The 16,585-nt window shown below is 41.5% G+C and carries 17 protein-coding genes; 16 read left to right on the top strand and 1 reads right to left on the bottom strand.

What is annotated here, in order from left to right; all coding sequences use genetic code 11:
- The first annotated feature begins 79 nt into the window (after nt 1-79).
- The 5 genes from BuS5_RS02315 (at nt 80) to BuS5_RS02295 (ending at nt 4,163) form a co-directional block, all read left to right on the top strand.
- Nucleotides 80-1,156, top strand: a complete 1,077-nt coding sequence (locus BuS5_RS02315; RefSeq protein WP_027353196.1) for a cytochrome c3 family protein — start codon at nt 80-82, stop codon at nt 1,154-1,156.
- A 32-nt stretch (nt 1,157-1,188) separates the two neighbouring features.
- Nucleotides 1,189-2,382 (top strand): ArsA family ATPase, encoded by a 1,194-nt coding sequence (locus BuS5_RS02310; RefSeq protein ID WP_027353195.1) that lies wholly within the window; start codon nt 1,189-1,191, stop codon nt 2,380-2,382.
- Complete coding sequence (locus BuS5_RS02305; RefSeq protein WP_027353194.1) at nt 2,375-2,605, top strand: hypothetical protein; 231 nt, start codon at nt 2,375-2,377, stop codon at nt 2,603-2,605. Before BuS5_RS02310 ends, BuS5_RS02305 begins: the two co-directional genes overlap by 8 nt.
- Nucleotides 2,606-2,685: 80 nt before the next feature.
- Entirely contained in the window at nt 2,686-3,453 is a 768-nt protein-coding gene (locus tag BuS5_RS02300) for an amidohydrolase family protein (protein WP_035264542.1), read from the top strand.
- A gap of 416 nt (nt 3,454-3,869) precedes the next feature.
- Nucleotides 3,870-4,163 carry an MTH1187 family thiamine-binding protein gene (locus BuS5_RS02295; RefSeq protein WP_027353193.1) on the top strand — a complete coding sequence of 98 codons (294 nt, stop codon included), beginning with the start codon at nt 3,870-3,872 and terminating at the stop codon, nt 4,161-4,163.
- 126 nt (nt 4,164-4,289) lie between these two features.
- Here BuS5_RS02295 and BuS5_RS02290 read toward each other — a convergent pair whose 3' ends face one another.
- Nucleotides 4,290-5,606 carry an ATP-binding protein gene (locus BuS5_RS02290; RefSeq protein ID WP_051374608.1) on the bottom strand — a complete coding sequence of 439 codons (1,317 nt, stop codon included), beginning with the start codon at nt 5,604-5,606 and terminating at the stop codon, nt 4,290-4,292.
- Between the two features lie 558 nt (nt 5,607-6,164).
- On the opposite strand from BuS5_RS02290, the gene BuS5_RS02285 reads away from it, so the two are divergent.
- The 11 genes from BuS5_RS02285 (at nt 6,165) to BuS5_RS02235 (ending at nt 16,543) form a co-directional block, all read left to right on the top strand.
- On the top strand, nt 6,165-6,743 hold the full coding sequence (locus tag BuS5_RS02285) for a restriction endonuclease subunit S (protein WP_027353192.1): 579 nt from the start codon (nt 6,165-6,167) through the stop codon (nt 6,741-6,743).
- A 3-nt stretch (nt 6,744-6,746) separates the two neighbouring features.
- Nucleotides 6,747-8,312 carry a type I restriction-modification system subunit M gene (locus BuS5_RS02280; protein ID WP_027353191.1) on the top strand — a complete coding sequence of 522 codons (1,566 nt, stop codon included), beginning with the start codon at nt 6,747-6,749 and terminating at the stop codon, nt 8,310-8,312.
- Nucleotides 8,309-8,452 (top strand): hypothetical protein, encoded by a 144-nt coding sequence (locus BuS5_RS02275; RefSeq protein ID WP_157487326.1) that lies wholly within the window; start codon nt 8,309-8,311, stop codon nt 8,450-8,452. The genes BuS5_RS02280 and BuS5_RS02275 overlap by 4 nt, the downstream gene beginning before the upstream one ends.
- Nucleotides 8,453-8,565: 113 nt before the next feature.
- A complete protein-coding gene (locus tag BuS5_RS02270; protein WP_035264540.1) occupies nt 8,566-9,315 on the top strand; it encodes a Fic family protein in 750 nt (249 codons plus the stop codon).
- Nucleotides 9,316-9,921: 606 nt separating this feature from the next.
- Nucleotides 9,922-11,334: a transposase gene (locus BuS5_RS02265; RefSeq protein WP_274427660.1), complete on the top strand. Its 1,413-nt coding sequence runs from the start codon at nt 9,922-9,924 to the stop codon at nt 11,332-11,334.
- 72 nt (nt 11,335-11,406) lie between these two features.
- A complete protein-coding gene (locus tag BuS5_RS02260; protein WP_274427979.1) occupies nt 11,407-12,075 on the top strand; it encodes a hypothetical protein in 669 nt (222 codons plus the stop codon).
- Nucleotides 12,032-12,457: a hypothetical protein gene (locus tag BuS5_RS02255; protein WP_274427978.1), complete on the top strand. Its 426-nt coding sequence runs from the start codon at nt 12,032-12,034 to the stop codon at nt 12,455-12,457. Before BuS5_RS02260 ends, BuS5_RS02255 begins: the two co-directional genes overlap by 44 nt.
- Before the next feature lie 349 nt (nt 12,458-12,806).
- Nucleotides 12,807-13,541 carry a 3-oxoacyl-ACP reductase FabG gene (gene fabG / locus BuS5_RS02250; protein WP_027352584.1) on the top strand — a complete coding sequence of 245 codons (735 nt, stop codon included), beginning with the start codon at nt 12,807-12,809 and terminating at the stop codon, nt 13,539-13,541.
- Between the two features lie 2 nt (nt 13,542-13,543).
- On the top strand, nt 13,544-15,067 hold the full coding sequence (locus BuS5_RS02245; protein WP_035263982.1) for a phytoene desaturase family protein: 1,524 nt from the start codon (nt 13,544-13,546) through the stop codon (nt 15,065-15,067).
- A complete protein-coding gene (locus BuS5_RS02240; protein ID WP_232222989.1) occupies nt 15,064-16,305 on the top strand; it encodes a beta-ketoacyl-[acyl-carrier-protein] synthase family protein in 1,242 nt (413 codons plus the stop codon). Before BuS5_RS02245 ends, BuS5_RS02240 begins: the two co-directional genes overlap by 4 nt.
- The gene (locus BuS5_RS02235) at nt 16,295-16,543 is read left to right on the top strand and encodes an acyl carrier protein (RefSeq protein ID WP_027352587.1); all 249 of its coding nucleotides are present in this window, start codon (nt 16,295-16,297) and stop codon (nt 16,541-16,543) included. The genes BuS5_RS02240 and BuS5_RS02235 overlap by 11 nt, the downstream gene beginning before the upstream one ends.
- Nucleotides 16,544-16,585: the final 42 nt, after the last annotated feature.

The raw sequence follows: 16,585 nt of genomic DNA, 5'->3' as shown, positions 1-16,585 counted from the left end.
TTACGATTATACATTGACTTATTGCAGGCAGATTGCCTATACTTTAAATTATTAAATAATTATAATAAGGAGGAAAATTATGCAAAAAAAAATTGTTCTACCTTTATTTATCATGATTATTTTTCTGGCGCTAAATAATGGAGCTGTTCATGCGGGACAAGATAGTTGTTTCTTTTCAAAGAGCCTTCACAAAACCGGCGAAGGTATGCGCTACTGGTATGAAGCTGAGGATGGCTTTATGGCCCTGACCGGCATGCCTTATAACGAGCTTGGTTGTAAACAATGTCACGCCAAAGGCTGCACTGACTGCCACCTTGAAAAAACGGAAAAAGGGCCCGCTTTCTCGCTGGCAACAGCCCGAAAAAATGAAACCTGTTTTAAATGCCACGCTCGAGAGAAGGCTATAAGCAAAATGGACAAAAGTCGAAACACTCAGGATGTCCATATGGAGGCCGGCCTGACCTGCGCCGATTGTCACACCCCAAGGGAAACCCACGGAGATGGAAATTTTTACAAAACCATGCGGGATCCCAATGCCAAGGATGCCGCCTGCACCAACTGCCATACAAAAGACTCGGAAGATTATCCTGCCATACCAGCCACCAAATCCCACAGAATACATAAGGGGAAGCTTGAGTGCAATGCCTGTCATGTTCAAAACACCATGACTTGTTATAATTGTCATTTTGGCGAATTTGCAAGAACTAAAAGCAAACCTAAAAGTTTTACCGGAAAAATAAAAGATTTTTTACTTTTGGTTAAATATAAAGGAAAAATTACCAGCGGCAGTTTGCAGACTTTAGTTTCAGCCGATGATAAGGCTTTTATCGTTTATGCTCCTTATTTAACGCATTCAATCATGAGCGACGGCAGAAAATGCGAAGAATGCCACAAAACGGAAGCTGTTAATATACTATCCTCCGGCGAAAAATTTGCCATGGCGACCGTTAAGGACGGAAAAACCGATTTCTACAAAGGAGTAGTTCCTTTAGTTCCTGATCTACTGGAATGGCCGTTTTTCAAAAAAGAAGACGACAAATGGGTAACTTTTAAGCCCGAGCAAAAACCTCTTGTCCAGATGGGACTTTATGCTGAACCATTCACCAGGGAAGAGTTGAAAAAGCTTAAAAGAAAGCATACTTACTACAAAAAGTAATTTTTTTTAACAAGAAGAGTCGGGAGTTTAAGGTGCGAATCATCTTTTTCGCTGGAAAAGGCGGGACAGGAAAAACAAGCGTCGCATCTGCTACGGGAATCAAATCTGCTGAAGCCGGTCGCAGGACTGTGATAATGTCTTTAGATGTTGCGCACAGTCTTTCCGATATTTTTGATCTGGATAGGAAACTTATAGATCAAAACAAGGGAAAACCTGTAAAACTCGGCGAAAATCTGTGGATACAGGAATTGGATATCCAGGAAGAGATTGAAAAAAACTGGGGCGTTATCCATTCATATCTTTCGACTCTTTTAAATACTGCCGGTTTAGATGACATTCTGGCTGAAGAACTCGCCATTTTACCGGGGATGGAAGAGGTCAGCCTGCTTCTTTACATCAACAACTATGTTCGTGAAAAAACTTTTGATGTAATCATACTCGATTGTGCGCCCACTGGTGAATCCCTGAGATTTATCAGTATTCCGACCACATTAGAGTGGTATATGAAAAAAATATTCAAAATAGAGCGAGCCGTCACAAAGTATATACGCCCTGTGGCAAAGAAAATTTATGATGTCCCCTTGCCGGGTGATGACTATTTTGCTGCTGTTGAGAAGCTGTTTGATCGCTTAAAAGGAGTTGATGCAATCCTTGTTGATCCGAAAATCACGACAGTTCGCCTGGTTAGCAATCCTGAAAAAATCGTTTTAAAAGAGACCCAGCGGGCTTTTATGTATTTTTGCCTTTATAATATGAATATAGACGGTATTGTTATGAACCGGATCTTGCCTGATGAAGTAAATGATGTTTATTTTAAAAACTGGATCTGCAACCAGAAACAATATGTCAATCAAGCAAAAGATTACTTTAGCCCGATTCCTATATTTCCGGTTAATCTATTCAAGAGCGAAGTGCTGGGGTATAATGATCTCAAAGCATTGGCTGATCAGATATACGGAAACAAAAATCCTTTGGATAGATTTTTTGAAGGTAAACCGTATAATCTGACAAAACAAAACGGGGAATACCTGTTGACAATGAATCTGCCGTTTCTTGAAAAAAAGGATATTGAAATAAGCAAGCTTTCAGACGAATTGATTATCCGGGTAACCGGTTTTAAAAGGCACATACTGCTGCCAAGACATGTGGCGGCTGCACAATCGGTTAATGCAACATTTGAAGACCGGCAATTATGTATTCATTTTAAAGGAGAGGATCATGGATAAAGAAAAGAATAAAAAAGAGATGGAACTTTGTCCGATCGGTAAATTTTATTTCGATTTTGGGAAAGCTTTCGGTAAAAAATCAAAATTTTATGAGCATATGACGCGATCCCGGGTTGAATTTTTCAAGGGAATAAGATCACTGGTAGATGCTAAAATTGAGGTTCTTGAAAAAAAAGCATCTGCCGGAGACAAAAAAGAAATGACCAGGATCAAGGTTGAATAAGTACCCGGTAAAAAATAACCTGGTTGAATTTGCGCCCGGATTTGCTTATACAGATACGGACAGGATAATCGATTAAAAAAATGTTACCATATATCACAGACGCACACGCTCATTGCGGAATACAAGATATATCGACTACGCAAGCATTCGATGATTATCTATCCCTTGTACGGGGGAGTAAAATAAAACAAGTCGCAATGTTTTCCCCGGTTATGGAAATTTATGATCGTTATGATTATAATTTCCAGGATGACTCTGACTGGCAGCAAAGAAGAAAAAAATCTAATCAGCATTTACTTGAGATCGGAAATAAAGATTTAAGGGTAATTCCATATTTCTTCATATGGAATGATTTTGCCGTTGATCAGCTTACGGATAAGCATAAAGGCATCAAGTGGCACAGGCATTCTGATGAACCGGTTTATCATTATGACGACCCGCTATGCGAAAAGGCCGTCAATGAAATCAGGCGCAGAAACATGCCGGTGGTTTTTGAAGAGGAGTTAAGCAACACAATTAAATTTATCAAGGAAATAGCTTCCGGTATCAGGATAATAATACCGCACCTGGGCATATTAAACGGGGGATATAACAGCTTGTTGAATAAAGGAATCTGGGACATACCGAATGTCTATACCGATACGGCTCTGGCCTCAACGTATGAGATCAAGGATTATATAAACAGGTATGGCTGCCAACGGATTATGTTCGGCTCTGATTTTCCGTTTGGAGATCCCCTGTATGAGCTCTCAAAAATAGAAAGGCTAAACATACCTCCTGAAAAAAAAGATATGATTTTAGGCCTGAATCTAAAAAATCTCCTTATTCCCTCATCCGGCAAATCATAATACGGATGATGAACTTCTCTTGTAACTGGATCAAGCGGTTAAGGTGTCACATCTTGCATAGTGAATAAATATGATTGTATTTAACCCGCAGATCAGAATCTTTTTGCATTTTGGTTCCCATGGAACTTAAAATTATGAAGTTCCTGAAGACAAGTTAAAAAACCATTCCGGCATTGTCATTGCGGGCGAAGCAACTTCAAAACATGTTGATAATCCAAGATTGTCAGCTCCCGTCACGTTTCGCTTGCGGCTAAAGGCGGCTCTCTCACCTGCTCCTCGCAAAGACCAAAATTGAACAAAAATGGGGGTTGTGCAAAGCTCTCAATATCATTTTATTCGAATTTATATTCCAAATTCTCCTTGGATCGGCCATACAACATGACTTTTAAAAAATAATATTTTTTAGGGTGATAAGCATGAGTGTTCTCATCGATTTTTCTATATTTCCCACGGATAAAGGGGAAAGTGTTAGCCCATATGTGGCCAAAGCTGTAAACATTATAAAAAAAAGCGGGCTTGATTATAAGCTCGGTCCCATGAGCACAAGTATTGAAGGCGGGCTGGAAGAAATTATGACCGTTATTAACAGCTGTTTTGAAGAACTAAAAAAAGACTGTGACAGGATATACATGACAATGAAGGCAGATTACAGAAAAGATTCTTTCTGCAGAATAGAAAAAAAAGTAAAATCTGTGGAAGACAAATTATAAACAAAAAATATCCGGGCGGCTGTTAATTTTATCTTGATAATGTTATTAGCGGCAAAGGTTAAGTAGGGTTAAGGGTTCCAGAAACTGCCCATTGGTGTAGGGTTGGCAAACTGGAGACCACGCCGATCATATCTTTGCAGCGAGATAGAGCGGATAGTTCTGAATAACCTGGTTCCTGATCCTGCTCAGCGGTTTTCCGGATATCTTGACGGCCCTTTTCGGTGAATACTTCAAGATATACTGCCGCAGACTTTTTGCATGTGTTCGGGTCCCGGATTTAACCTCTACCGGTACAAGGAGATCGTCAATAACCCTTATGAACTCAATTTCAGAAGTCCCCTCCGTCCATGAGTACAGCCTTGAAACACCTGAAGCAGCAAATTCCTGGGCAACGAAATTCTCTGCGAGATACCCTTTTGCAATGCCGTAATCTTGTGAGTGGATGAGACCAACCGGTAGATCCAGCATACACCCGAGAAGACCGATATCAAACAAAAACAGCTTGAACATATTTTCTCTGCAAAATGATTCCAGGGGTATCTCAGCCCTTTTACATACCTTAACTTTTAGAATTAGCCCGGACTTTTCCAGCCAGGCAATGGGACCCTGCAGTTCCGCATAACCTTTTTTCCTGGTGATTACCCCTTTAAATCTGTATTTTTTGACTGACCCGTCAATATTTGCAGAAAGCTGCACAGGTACATTTTCGAATACAGACACAATATGTATTGAATTGATCTTGCCCGAATGCTTCGCAAAGTCGTTATTATAGCTCTCAACCAGCTTTTCCTGAACATTCCTTGCCCTTTTCATGGCTTCAAAAAGATCATCCCTGTAAGTCAAATAGGTTAAAACAACCTGCGGCATTCCGCCTGTGACATAATATTCCCGCAACCGATTCCACAGTCTCTGATGGGCTATTTCAGAGAAAGAATCAACCCTGTCTGAATCCCGGTACAACTCCAATGAGACTTCATCATTCAACGCCATGAGAAACTCTTCAAAATTCAACGGGTATAGTTTCAGGAAATCGACCTTACCCACAGGGAAAGATCCTGAAGACAACTTAACACCGATCAGTGAACCTGCGCAGCAAAGCGCAAGTTGAGGCATCATTTCGCAAAAATATTTTAAGGATGTCAGGGCTGCGTGGCATTCCTGGATTTCATCAAAAATGACAAGGTCTTTGGCAATATCAATCCTTTTGCCGGAATAGATGGATAACTCAGTTAGTATTCTTTCCGGGTTCAAATCAGCTTCAAATGCCGTTGACAGCTTTTTATCCTTCTCAAAATTGAAGGTATGGCAATCGGAAAACTCGTTTTCCCCGAAGGCTTGAAGAATATAGCTCTTCCCAACCTGACGCGTTCCTTTCAGAATGAGGGGAGAGCGTGCGGCAGCATCTTTCCATTCAAGTAGCTTTGCATAGATTGTTCGCTTCATAAGAGAATTATATGGAGATATTTATTTTTGTCAACGAGTTTTTCGCGAATTACAGACATATTCATACCACTTTTTCGTATATTTCCAATTTTTTTGTACCATGTCGCAATACTATTTGGCCGGCTCGCAGTTCGATTGTCGGGCAGATCCCTTCACTAAATTCAACTCAATTGGCTAAATCCTGTTGCAACATGCGCCTTGTCACTTCCGGACAAATTTCTTCCAGCTTTGGCATAAATCCTTTTATCTGATGCAGGACGCCGGTAGCGTCTATACGGGCTTTTTTTACCAACAGCACAAAAACAACAACGAAGGCATGAGAAACTTATAATCGGTTTATCCCGATGCTTTCGACTTGGCCCTATTTTCATACATTGGATTCTTTGCAAACCAACAATCCAACGGACATCCCCAACTTGCCCTAATGGCACGCCTTTAGGTTTCGAAAAGGATATATCTTACAGAAATAACATTTTTGCATTTTAACTATTGACAAACAGTTCTACAATTCGTACATTGTGCAGAAATAACATTACAGCATAATATTAAGATGTGTTTATGAAATTAAAAATAAAGCAATTAGCGACAGTGCAGATGGGGTATTCATTTCGGTCTCGTCTCGAAGCTTCAAGGGGTGGAGAGGTCGCTGTTATCCAAATGAAGGATTTACTTCAGGATAATACTGTAGGTTGCAAGAAGCTGGTCAAGATTGAGATGGATAGAGTTAAAGAACATCACCTGGTTCAAAAAGGTGATCTGGTGTTCAGGTCGAGAGGTCAGATGTCAACCGCTGCTATTCTTCTTGAAGATCCAGGCAGGGCTGTTGTTGCAGCGCCTCTGCTCAGGATCAGAATTGCAAAGCCTGATAAAATCCTGCCGGAATACCTGAACTGGTATATCAGCCAAAGGAATGCCCAAATATTTCTGTTAAGCAGAGCCAAGGTGACGGTGCAGAAAATGATCGGCAAGCAGGCTGTCGAGGATATGGAGGTCTACTTGCCAACCTTGAAAAAACAACAACACATCGTGGACATGGCAAAGTTATCTGCACGGGAACGGACTATTCTGAGTACGCTGTCAGAAAAACGGGATCAATACATTTCAACAGTACTAATGCAATTTGCAAAAGGGGAATAAAACATGAGCAGCCAAATTGATCAAAAAGACATCAACAACGCTGCATGGGCTGCATGCGATACCTTCCGGGGAGTGGTAGATCCTGCTCAATACAAGGACTACATCCTTGTGATGTTGTTCTTAAAATACATTTCGGATGTATGGCAGGATCACTATGAAGCCTATCAAAAACAGTATGGTGATGATGATGTTAGAATTCGCCGAAAACTGGAACGTGAACGTTTTATTCTCCCTGCAATCAAATTAACTGAAAAAAATGAGAAGACAGGACAGAAAACTGTGCTGGACGAGTTCCCCGCCACCTATTACAGCTTTTACGAACGTAGAGCCGCAGCCAATATCGGGGAACTTATCAATATTGTTCTCGTCCACATTGAAGAATCTAACAAAAGCAAGCTTGAAGGCGTTTTCCGTAATATTGATTTCAACAGCGAAGCAAATCTTGGAAAAACCAAAGACAGAAACAGACGACTGAAACAACTTCTTGAAGATTTTCACAAGCCGCAGTTAGACATGAGACCAAGCCGGGTTTCAGGGGATGTTATTGGCAACACCTATATTTATCTGATTGAACGTTTTGCTTCCGACTCCGGGAAAAAGGCCGGAGAGTTTTTTACCCCGCTCAAAGTAACCGAACTTGTAGCTAAACTTGCCGGGCCAAAGCCGGGTGACCGCATCTGTGACCCTGCCTGCGGATCAGGAGGTCTTTTGATTCAGGCGGCCAGAGAGGTTGGTGACCGGAATTTTGCCCTTTTCGGACAGGAATCAAACGGCAGTACATGGGCATTATGCCGTATGAACATGTTTCTGCACAGCTTTGACAGCGCCCGTGTCGAATGGTGCGACACTCTCAACAGTCCTCTTCTAATTGAAAATGACCGTTTGATGAAATTCAACTGCATAGTCGCCAATCCACCATTCTCGCTTGATAAATGGGGAGCGGAAAATGCTGAAAGCGATCAGTACAACCGGTTCTGGCGCGGAATTCCTCCAAAAAGTAAAGGCGACTGGGCATTTATCAGCCATATGGTGGAGACTGCTCTGGAAAAACAGGGGCGTGTTGCCGTTGTCGTTCCTCATGGGGTTCTTTTCCGGGGAGCTGCTGAAGGCCGGATTCGTCAAAAAATGATTGAGGAAAATCTTCTCGATGCAGTTATCGGACTTCCGGGGAATCTGTTCCCGACTACCAATATACCGGTTGCTATTCTGGTCTTTGATCGAAGCCGTGAAAAAGGCGGGTCAAATGAAACATGCAAGGATGTTCTATTTGTAGATGCCGGCCGGGAATATGTGTCCAGTAAAAACCATAACACCCTCTCGGAAGAACATCTAACTAAAATCATGGGGACCTGCAAGTCACGTGAAGAAGTGGAGAAGTATGCCCATGTAGCCGTATTCGAGGAAATCAAGGAAAACGACTTTAACCTTAATATCCCCCGTTATGTTGATACGTTTGAAGAAGAAGAGATCGATATCGATGCCGTTCAGTTAGAGATAGACGAACTGGAAAAAGAGCTGAAGAAAGTTCGGGTAAAAATAGCTGAAAAACTCAAGGAGATCCAGCGATGAACGGAAAAAATATAGAAAAAAAATACTATCAGACTTTTGACAGTATAAAGGAAACCGGGCTCGATGGAGAAGAGTTCTGGATGGCGCGCCAGTTCTCCAGGATCTTGGTATATCGCCTGCAATTATTGCAGGTCGAATAAGATGGGAAGAATCAAATTATACAAAGTTTACTGAACTTATAGGACAGGGTGAAGTTAGAAAAATACTACTATAATTAAAATGATATAAACTTTCTAAAAACAGGAGAGGATATATGAGTAGCAGAATAAAACACCTGCTCACCCGAATAGACGCACTAAAACAAAAACTTGATGCCTCCCGCCCTTTGCTTAACGAGACGATACTTCAAGCCATAGATATCGAATATACTTATAATAGTAACCGTATTGAAGGTAATACCCTGACTTTACGGGAAACGGATCTTGTCATTAATAAGGGGCTGACCATCGGCGGAAAGTCAATGCGTGAACATCTTGAAGCGGTCAACCACTACGAGGCTGTTGCTTTCATAAAAGAGCTTGTAACGACAGGCGACATCTTAAATGAAAAGATAATCAAAGATATTCACTCTCTTGTTTTGCGAGGTATTGATAGAGAAAATGCAGGAAAATATCGCGGTGTTCCCGTGTCAATTTCAGGAAGCCGGCATGAACCTCCTCAGCCCTGGCAGGTTCCGAAACTGATGGAGGATCTGAATTTCTGGATTCAAGAAGAAGCTAAAAATTTACATCCGGTTATCTTTGCTGCTGAAATCCATGAGCGAATTGCAACTATCCATCCTTTTATAGATGGAAACGGCAGAACAGCCAGGCTTTTGATGAATCTGGTTCTTTTGCAAAACGGCTACACCATTGCCAGTATCTCCGGAGACACAGAAAGCCGACTGGCTTATTACAATGCCCTGGAAAAATGCAATTTGAATCAAGACAAAACAGATTTTGTGGCACTCATCACAGGATATGTTTATGACAGCATGGGAAAACTCGTAAGGAAATTGGGATAAAACAATGACCCATTTTGAAACCAACGAAAAGCAGCTTTCACAGCAGCAATTCTAATTATGGCTTTAGTTGGAGCAAGATATTTGGGATATTTATCCCCCCTAACCATCACAACCAATAACGCATTGTTTTAATTAAAAATAAAATCTATAGACAAACACATATGCTTGTGGTAACAAATAATGGGTAAGAACAATTAACTATTATCGGTTATCTTGGACTCATATGCGTTTGCCCCAAAATCAGGAAGCGAAAATAATCGCATCAACGCAACTGCCGTATATCTCTTTTGAGATGATGGCGCGGCAGTTTCGTATTGAGAGCCACAATTTTCCTGATAAGCGCACCGGTAGCAACATACAATACAGCATTGAAGATATAGCCCTTAGCGGCTTTTCGGTATTCTTTACGCAATCTCCTTCTTTTCTTGCCTTTCAAAAATTTATGCAGAAAAATAAGGGTGTCAACAATGCTCAATCTTTGTTTGGAATACAAAATATTCCATCTGATACTCGATGATCAAGTTTTTATGATTAGCTAAATTTAAAGTTTGATAGTATAATCACGACCATTAAAAATATTAACAACTTTGAAAGAGCCCATTCATAATGCTATTAACTGAATCTGCACCATTTATCAAACAGTACATTGAAGATCTCAACAATAGCCTGGAGCAATACCAACCTAGTGCGGGATTAACATTTACCCAGAAAGCATGGCTAAGCTTTTGTCTTACCGGTATATTAATGGTAAATGCTGTATGTTGGGCAAAATTTGAACGGGCGAGTCTGGGCAATTATAAATTAGCAGCTCTATCTTGGATGTTTCGTAAGGGTAAGATTTCATGGGACAATTTACTTGTTGGAAGCGTCAGGCGTATTTTGAAAAAATATGGTATCACAAATGGTGTAATTGTTTTTGATGAGTCTGATCGTGCCCGTTCTAAGAATACAAAGCGAATATACAAGGCTCATAAGCAAAAACACAAAGCAAGCGGAGGTTATGTTAATGGGCAAACAGTTGTTTTGCTTCTTTTGGTCACAGACTCTATAACCGTACCTATTGGTTTTAAGTTTTACATGCCTGATCCAGTTGTTAGTGCCTGGAAAAAAGAAGAAGAGAGATTGAAAAAAAAGGGACTCCCGAAGAATAAGCGTCCTGTCAAACCAGCATTTAACCCTGAGTACCCGAAAAAAATTCAATTAGCCCTGCTCTTACTTGAAAATTTTAAAGAATATTATCCTAAAATTACTGTTAAATGTGTATTGGCTGACGCTTTATACGGTTCAAAAGAATTTATGAATGGAGCCTCTAATATTTTGGGAGGAGTGCAAGTTATCAGCCAATTAAAGTCAAATCAAAATATACGGTACAAAGGTAAAAAAAAGACAATTACGGATTATTTCAACATGATTAACAAAGGTGTAAATTGCACCATTCGTGTGCGAGGCGGTGAAAAAGTCAATGCAACAGTGAGCAGTGCCCGCCTTAAGGTTGATGCACACGATGGCAATGTGCTTTTTGTGATAGCTCTTAAATATGAAGGGGAAGATGAATACCGTTACTTAGCTGCCACTGATGTGAGTTGGCGCACAGTTGACATTATTCAAGCATATTCTTTGAGATGGCTTGTAGAGGTTTTTTTTGAAGACTGGAAGCTTTATGAAGGATGGGGACAAGAGGCCAAACAATATGACGAAGAAGGATCAAGCCGAGGCCTGATCTTGAGTCTGTTGCTAGACCATTGCCTCCTCCTTCACCCTGAGCAAAAGGCCTGCATAGAGAACAAAACTCCCGTGTTTACCGTGGGAAGTCTACAAAAAAGAGCTCAAATGGATGTTTTGATGGAATGTGTCAAATTTTTGCTGCAACAACAAGATCCCGGTGAAAAGCTTAAAGAAATGGGGCAAGTTATCAAAAAAGTTTTCCGACTTATGCCATCGGGAAAACATATGAGCGGAAGAACCATAGGTAGATTGGAGCCAACACCCTCTCTATCACGTAAATATTGTCCTTGCTAAGTGCTTTTGGCAAGTTCGTCATCAAAAACTTGAACATCGAGTGATAATCATATAAGAGATATGCTGGATTGGGTGCCGCCGGAAAAAGTATTTCCGGCCTTCAATTTTATTATTGAAGCATTAGGAGCTGCCAACTACCTTGATGATTTTCGCTCATACAACAACAATTTACTGTGTGCATTGGATGGTACCCAATATTTTTGTTCCAAAACGATTCACTGTGACAACTGCAGCACCAAAGAGCATAAAAACGGTTCCTCAACCTATTCCCACACGGCCATCACACCGGTGCTTCTCAAACCGGGTTGCAACAAGGTAATCTCCTTACCACCTGAGTTTATTACCCCGCAGGACGGACATAAAAAACAAGACTGTGAAAATGCGGCAGCTAAACGCTGGTTAAACCAATTTGTTCCGCTTTATAAGGCATTTGGTATCACCATCTTAGGCGATGATTTATATTGTAAGCAATCGCTATGCAAATTGATTTTGCAGAACGGGCTTGATTTCATTCTTGTTTGCAAACCCGATTCTCATAAAACCCTTTACCAATGGGTTGAAGAACTTGATGGCCTGCAAGCTGTTGAAACGGTAGTGAAAAAAAGGTGGACAGGCAAAACCCATCATATCGATACCTATCGTTTTGTAAATCAAGTCCCTTTGCGTGATGGTAAAGATGCTCAGATGGTCAATTGGTGTGAACTTACAACAACGCTGCCCGATGGTACTATTTATATATAAGAACGCTTTTGCAACCAATTTCAAAATCTCAAAGAACAATGTAAAGCAAATTGTAGCAGATGGTCGGGCTCGCTGGAAAATTGAAAACGAAAACAATAACATACTAAAAAACAGAAGATATCATCTTGCACACAACTTTGGTCATGGAAAGAAGTATTTATCTCAACTTATGATGACACTGAATCTTTTGGCCTTCTTGTTTCATACCGTTCTTGAAATGATGGATAAAAAATATGAACTTATTCGTCGCAACCTTCCAACACGGAAAACCTTTTTCGATGACATACGCGCGTTGACTCGCTATCTTTACTTCGAAAACTGGGATGCGATGTTAATTTTTATGCTCCATGGCCTCGAACTGAAGGTTCCGGATACAAGTTAATGGTTACTGTAATTCGTAAGTTCGGTTAAAACAAGATGATTTCAGAGCATCAATGGCCTGGTATATGCAAAAAAATGCGGCAAATATGCTGCGTATCGGCCAAAGGTCAAAAAAGTAGTTCTCGGTAAACCAGAAACTTACCATACCCACAAAAAATCTTCTTCTCTTTCTTAAACCCGTTGAAAAATAAATTTTTAATAATACTGCCGATGGCCGTTATTTCTAAAATTAGAATTGCTGTAAAAAATTTTAACCGCTTGATTTTTCATGTAGTTAAGGTATAAATATAGATTTTGAATTATTATTTCACTGTTAGCATTTGATAAAATACTTCAATTTCAAGGTGTTAATGAAAACTAAAAACAAAAAAACCGCATTGGTGACAGGCGGAAGCCGTGGTATAGGAAGAGCGATAGTTTTACGCCTTGCGGAATCCGGCTTTAACATCCGGCTGGCCTACAAAAGCAATCACGATGCCGCTCAAAAGGTCAAAACAGAAGTCGAAAAAATAGGCGCGGAATGCGAAGTTATCTGTTTTGACATATCAGACTATCAGGCAACCAAATCAGCGCTGGCCGCAAAAGTGGATGCCGATCCACCCCAAGTGGTTGTATATAATGCCGGTATAGCCAGGGACAATCTATTTGTATGGATGACCAGAGATGAATGGGACTCGGTTCTCTCTACCAACCTGGACGGGTTTTATAATGTCATGCATACCGTAATGTTCCCCATGCTCAGAGAAAAACAGGGACGCATTGTGATTATATCTTCGATTTCAGGTCAGACCGGCCAGGCCGGGCAGGTGAACTATTCTGCTTCAAAGGCGGGATTAATCGGAGCTGCCAAAGCCTTGGCAAGAGAGGTGGGAAAAAGAAATATTCTTGTTAATGTTGTTGCTCCCGGTATCATAGCAACAGATATGACCTCCAAACTTCCGAAGGATCAAATCCTGCCCCTGATACCCTTGAACCGCTTTGGTAATCCTGGGGATGTTGCGTCTGTAGTCGATTTCCTGTGCAAAGAAGAAAATATGTATATACATGGTCAGGTTATCGGCGTAAATGGCGGTATGGCCGGTTGAACATGAAAAAATATGACAACATAGTAGTCGGAAGCGGTATCAGCGGAATGACCCTTGCGCTTCTGCTGGCTATGAACCGGTACTCTGTTCTTCTTCTTGAAAAAAATCCCCGTATAGGCGGATCAATGGCCAGATTTTACAGAAATGGTATCCCTTTTGATACAGGTTTCCATTTTACCGGTGGCCTTAATAAATCGGGTGATAAAAACGGACTTCTCCAGGATATGCTGGCTGTTCTGGGAATCAGTAATGAAATTGTACCGGTTTTTATCACCGGGGAACAAAATAACAGATTCCTCTTTGAGTCGGAACAGGCGGCCTACGGCATACCGACCGGTTATCGGGAAATTATCGAAAAAATAAAGGGGTATTTTCCTGAAGAGGAATCCGGAATTGACCGTTATTTTGAAATGGTCAGGAATGTGTGTTTAAAAACCTCTGCAATGAATCTTAGACGGATTTCTCTTGCACAGGGTTTTCTTCCTGAAGATTATGTAAGCCTCGACAATGTATTATGCAGGTTAACGGATAATCCGTTATTAAAGGGGCTTCTTTCCGCATACAGCATGTGTTACGGAGTCAAGCCCTCCGAGTTTTCCTTTGCAGATCACAGCAGGGTCAGTTACAGTCTCTATGAATCCGTTGCAAGAGTAAAAGATGGTGGTGACGCATTTATAGGGGCATTCAGGAAGCGATTCTCGGAATTTGACATTGATATCAGGTGCGGCGAATATATTGTTAAATGCGGCGATATAAAGAATAAGCATGCGGGCCGGTTTATTTTAAATACAGGAGAAGAAATCTCAAGCGATTGCTGCATCTTTACAATTCATCCCCAAGAGATATTAAAAACACTTCCGAAACAAAATTTGAGTAAAGCTTTTACAAACAGGGTTAATTCCTTTGAAGCGTCGGCAGGTTTTTTTTCAGTGTACGGTGTTTTAGAGGATAACGACACGGCAAATCAGCGCCCTGACAATTTTGCCCCGTCAATTCTATCTCTTTTTCCTGAAACAGATGCAAACAGGATGATAGATCCTGCATATACCGGCGATCCTGCTCTGGTTATCATGAAAAGTCTGGAGACAGCCCATGGTAAATCCTGCAGACTGCTGAATGCTTTTGAAGTGTCATTTCCGGAGCATGTAAGCGCCTGGAAAAATTCAAAACCCGGCAACAGGCCTTCCGGTTACCGGGAGTATAAGAATAAAAGAACAGAGAGTATCAAAGAGCGTATCCTGAAAGTTTATCCTGAATTCAGGAGCTCGTACAGGGTAATTGATGCATCGTCAATCCTGACATGCCGTGATTATTTAAATTCACCGCACGGATCGGCATACGGGATAAAACAAAAAACAGGCCAGATAAATCTTCTCGGTAGAATAGCATTCAGAAACATCTATGCCGCCGGTCAGAATTCCGTCTTGCCGGGGATTATGGGGGCCATGATGTCTTCATTTATCGTAGTCCGAAGTATTACAGGCAAAGAATCTTTTCACAGTTTTATAAACAAGAGGCTCAGTTGATAAACAGGGTTGTCATTTCAGGTTTGGGGGCAGTTTCACCCCTTGGGCATGACGTTCCTTCCTTTATAAAAGGGATCAGGGCCGGCAAAAGCGCTGTCCGGCAAATGGCTGGCTGGGATAAGTATATTGGTTTGCGCAGCAGGGTCGGAGCCGCTTCTGTTTTAACCGGCGAAAAAAAAATCCCCCGTAAAAGCAGAAGATCCATGAGCAGAATGAGTATTTTTGCGGTCCAGGCGGCTCAGGAAGCTTTGGCGGATGCGGGCCTTGATACCGTAATATGCTCAACCGGCAGGGTCGCATGTATTATCGGTTCCACCATGGGCGGAGCTGAGAGTCTAAATGAAACATTCGAAATAATGCTGCCCGATAAAGACCTGTCCCGGCTTACAGCCATGAAATTCTTCCAGTGTGTTTCACATACGGCGGCCATGAATGTGGCTCAATATTTGGGTGTTACAGGTTGTGTTATGGCTACCTCCGCTGCCTGCGCTTCATCATTGCAGGCCATCGGCACAGGATACGACCTTATCAGGCTCGGGCGGCAGGATATGGCGCTGTGCGGCGGGGCCGAAGAACTTCATCCCACGGTTACAGGATCTTTTGACATACTCTTTGCAACATCGATTAGCTATAATGACGCTCCCCAGTCGACTCCCAGACCCTTTGATGAAAAGCGGGACGGCCTTGTTTGCGGAGACGGGAGCGGAATTGTGATTTTGGAAGAATATGAACATGCCGAAAAGCGGGGAGCGAAAATATACGGGGAAATAATCGGATATCATACATGCGGAAACGGGTCCCATGTCAGCCAGTCGGACAGGATATCTATGCAGGCATGTCTGACGGAAGCGCTGGCAGATGCCGGAATATCCCCTGGAGATATTGATTATATAAACGCCCACGCAACAGCTACTTTACATGGAGACAAAGAGGAGGCTGCAGCCATAAGGGAAATTTTTGGCAGATCCGTTCCTGTGAGCAGCCTTAAGGGTTATATCGGCCATACCCTCGGCGCCTCCGGAGCGCTTGAGTTGATAGCATCCATCTCCATGATGGAAGAAGGGGTTATCTATCCGACCCTTAATCTGGAAACCGTAAGCCCTGAATGTCAGGGGATCTGTCACGTAATGGAGCCATTTAAAAAAGATATTCGCATTTTGGCAAAAAATTGTTTTGCCTTTGGCGGTATTAACGCTGTCCTGGTATTAAGAAACGGAAAATATTCAAATGACCAATAACAATATAATCAATTTAACCAACCAGGTTTTTGAAGAATCGTTTGAAATAGAACCGGATCGATTAAAGCCGGAAATGAATATTTTTGAGGATTTGGGACTCGATAGTCTCGATATTGTAGATCTTGTGGTTGCATTGCAGCAAAAATTCGGAGTCAATATTCGCGATGATGAAAGGGTCAGACAGATTCGTACATTAGGAGATATTTATCAGTTCATTGATTCATTAAAAACGGATTAAGCAAAACAATCTGTTCGAAAACGCAAGAAATATTGACTTGTC

Origin of the sequence: Desulfosarcina sp. BuS5, from assembly GCF_028752835.1 — a bacterium.
GTDB lineage: Bacteria > Desulfobacterota > Desulfobacteria > Desulfobacterales > BuS5 > BuS5.
Note: the sequence above shows the minus strand (reverse complement) of the source record. Positions and strands in the feature narration are given on the sequence as shown.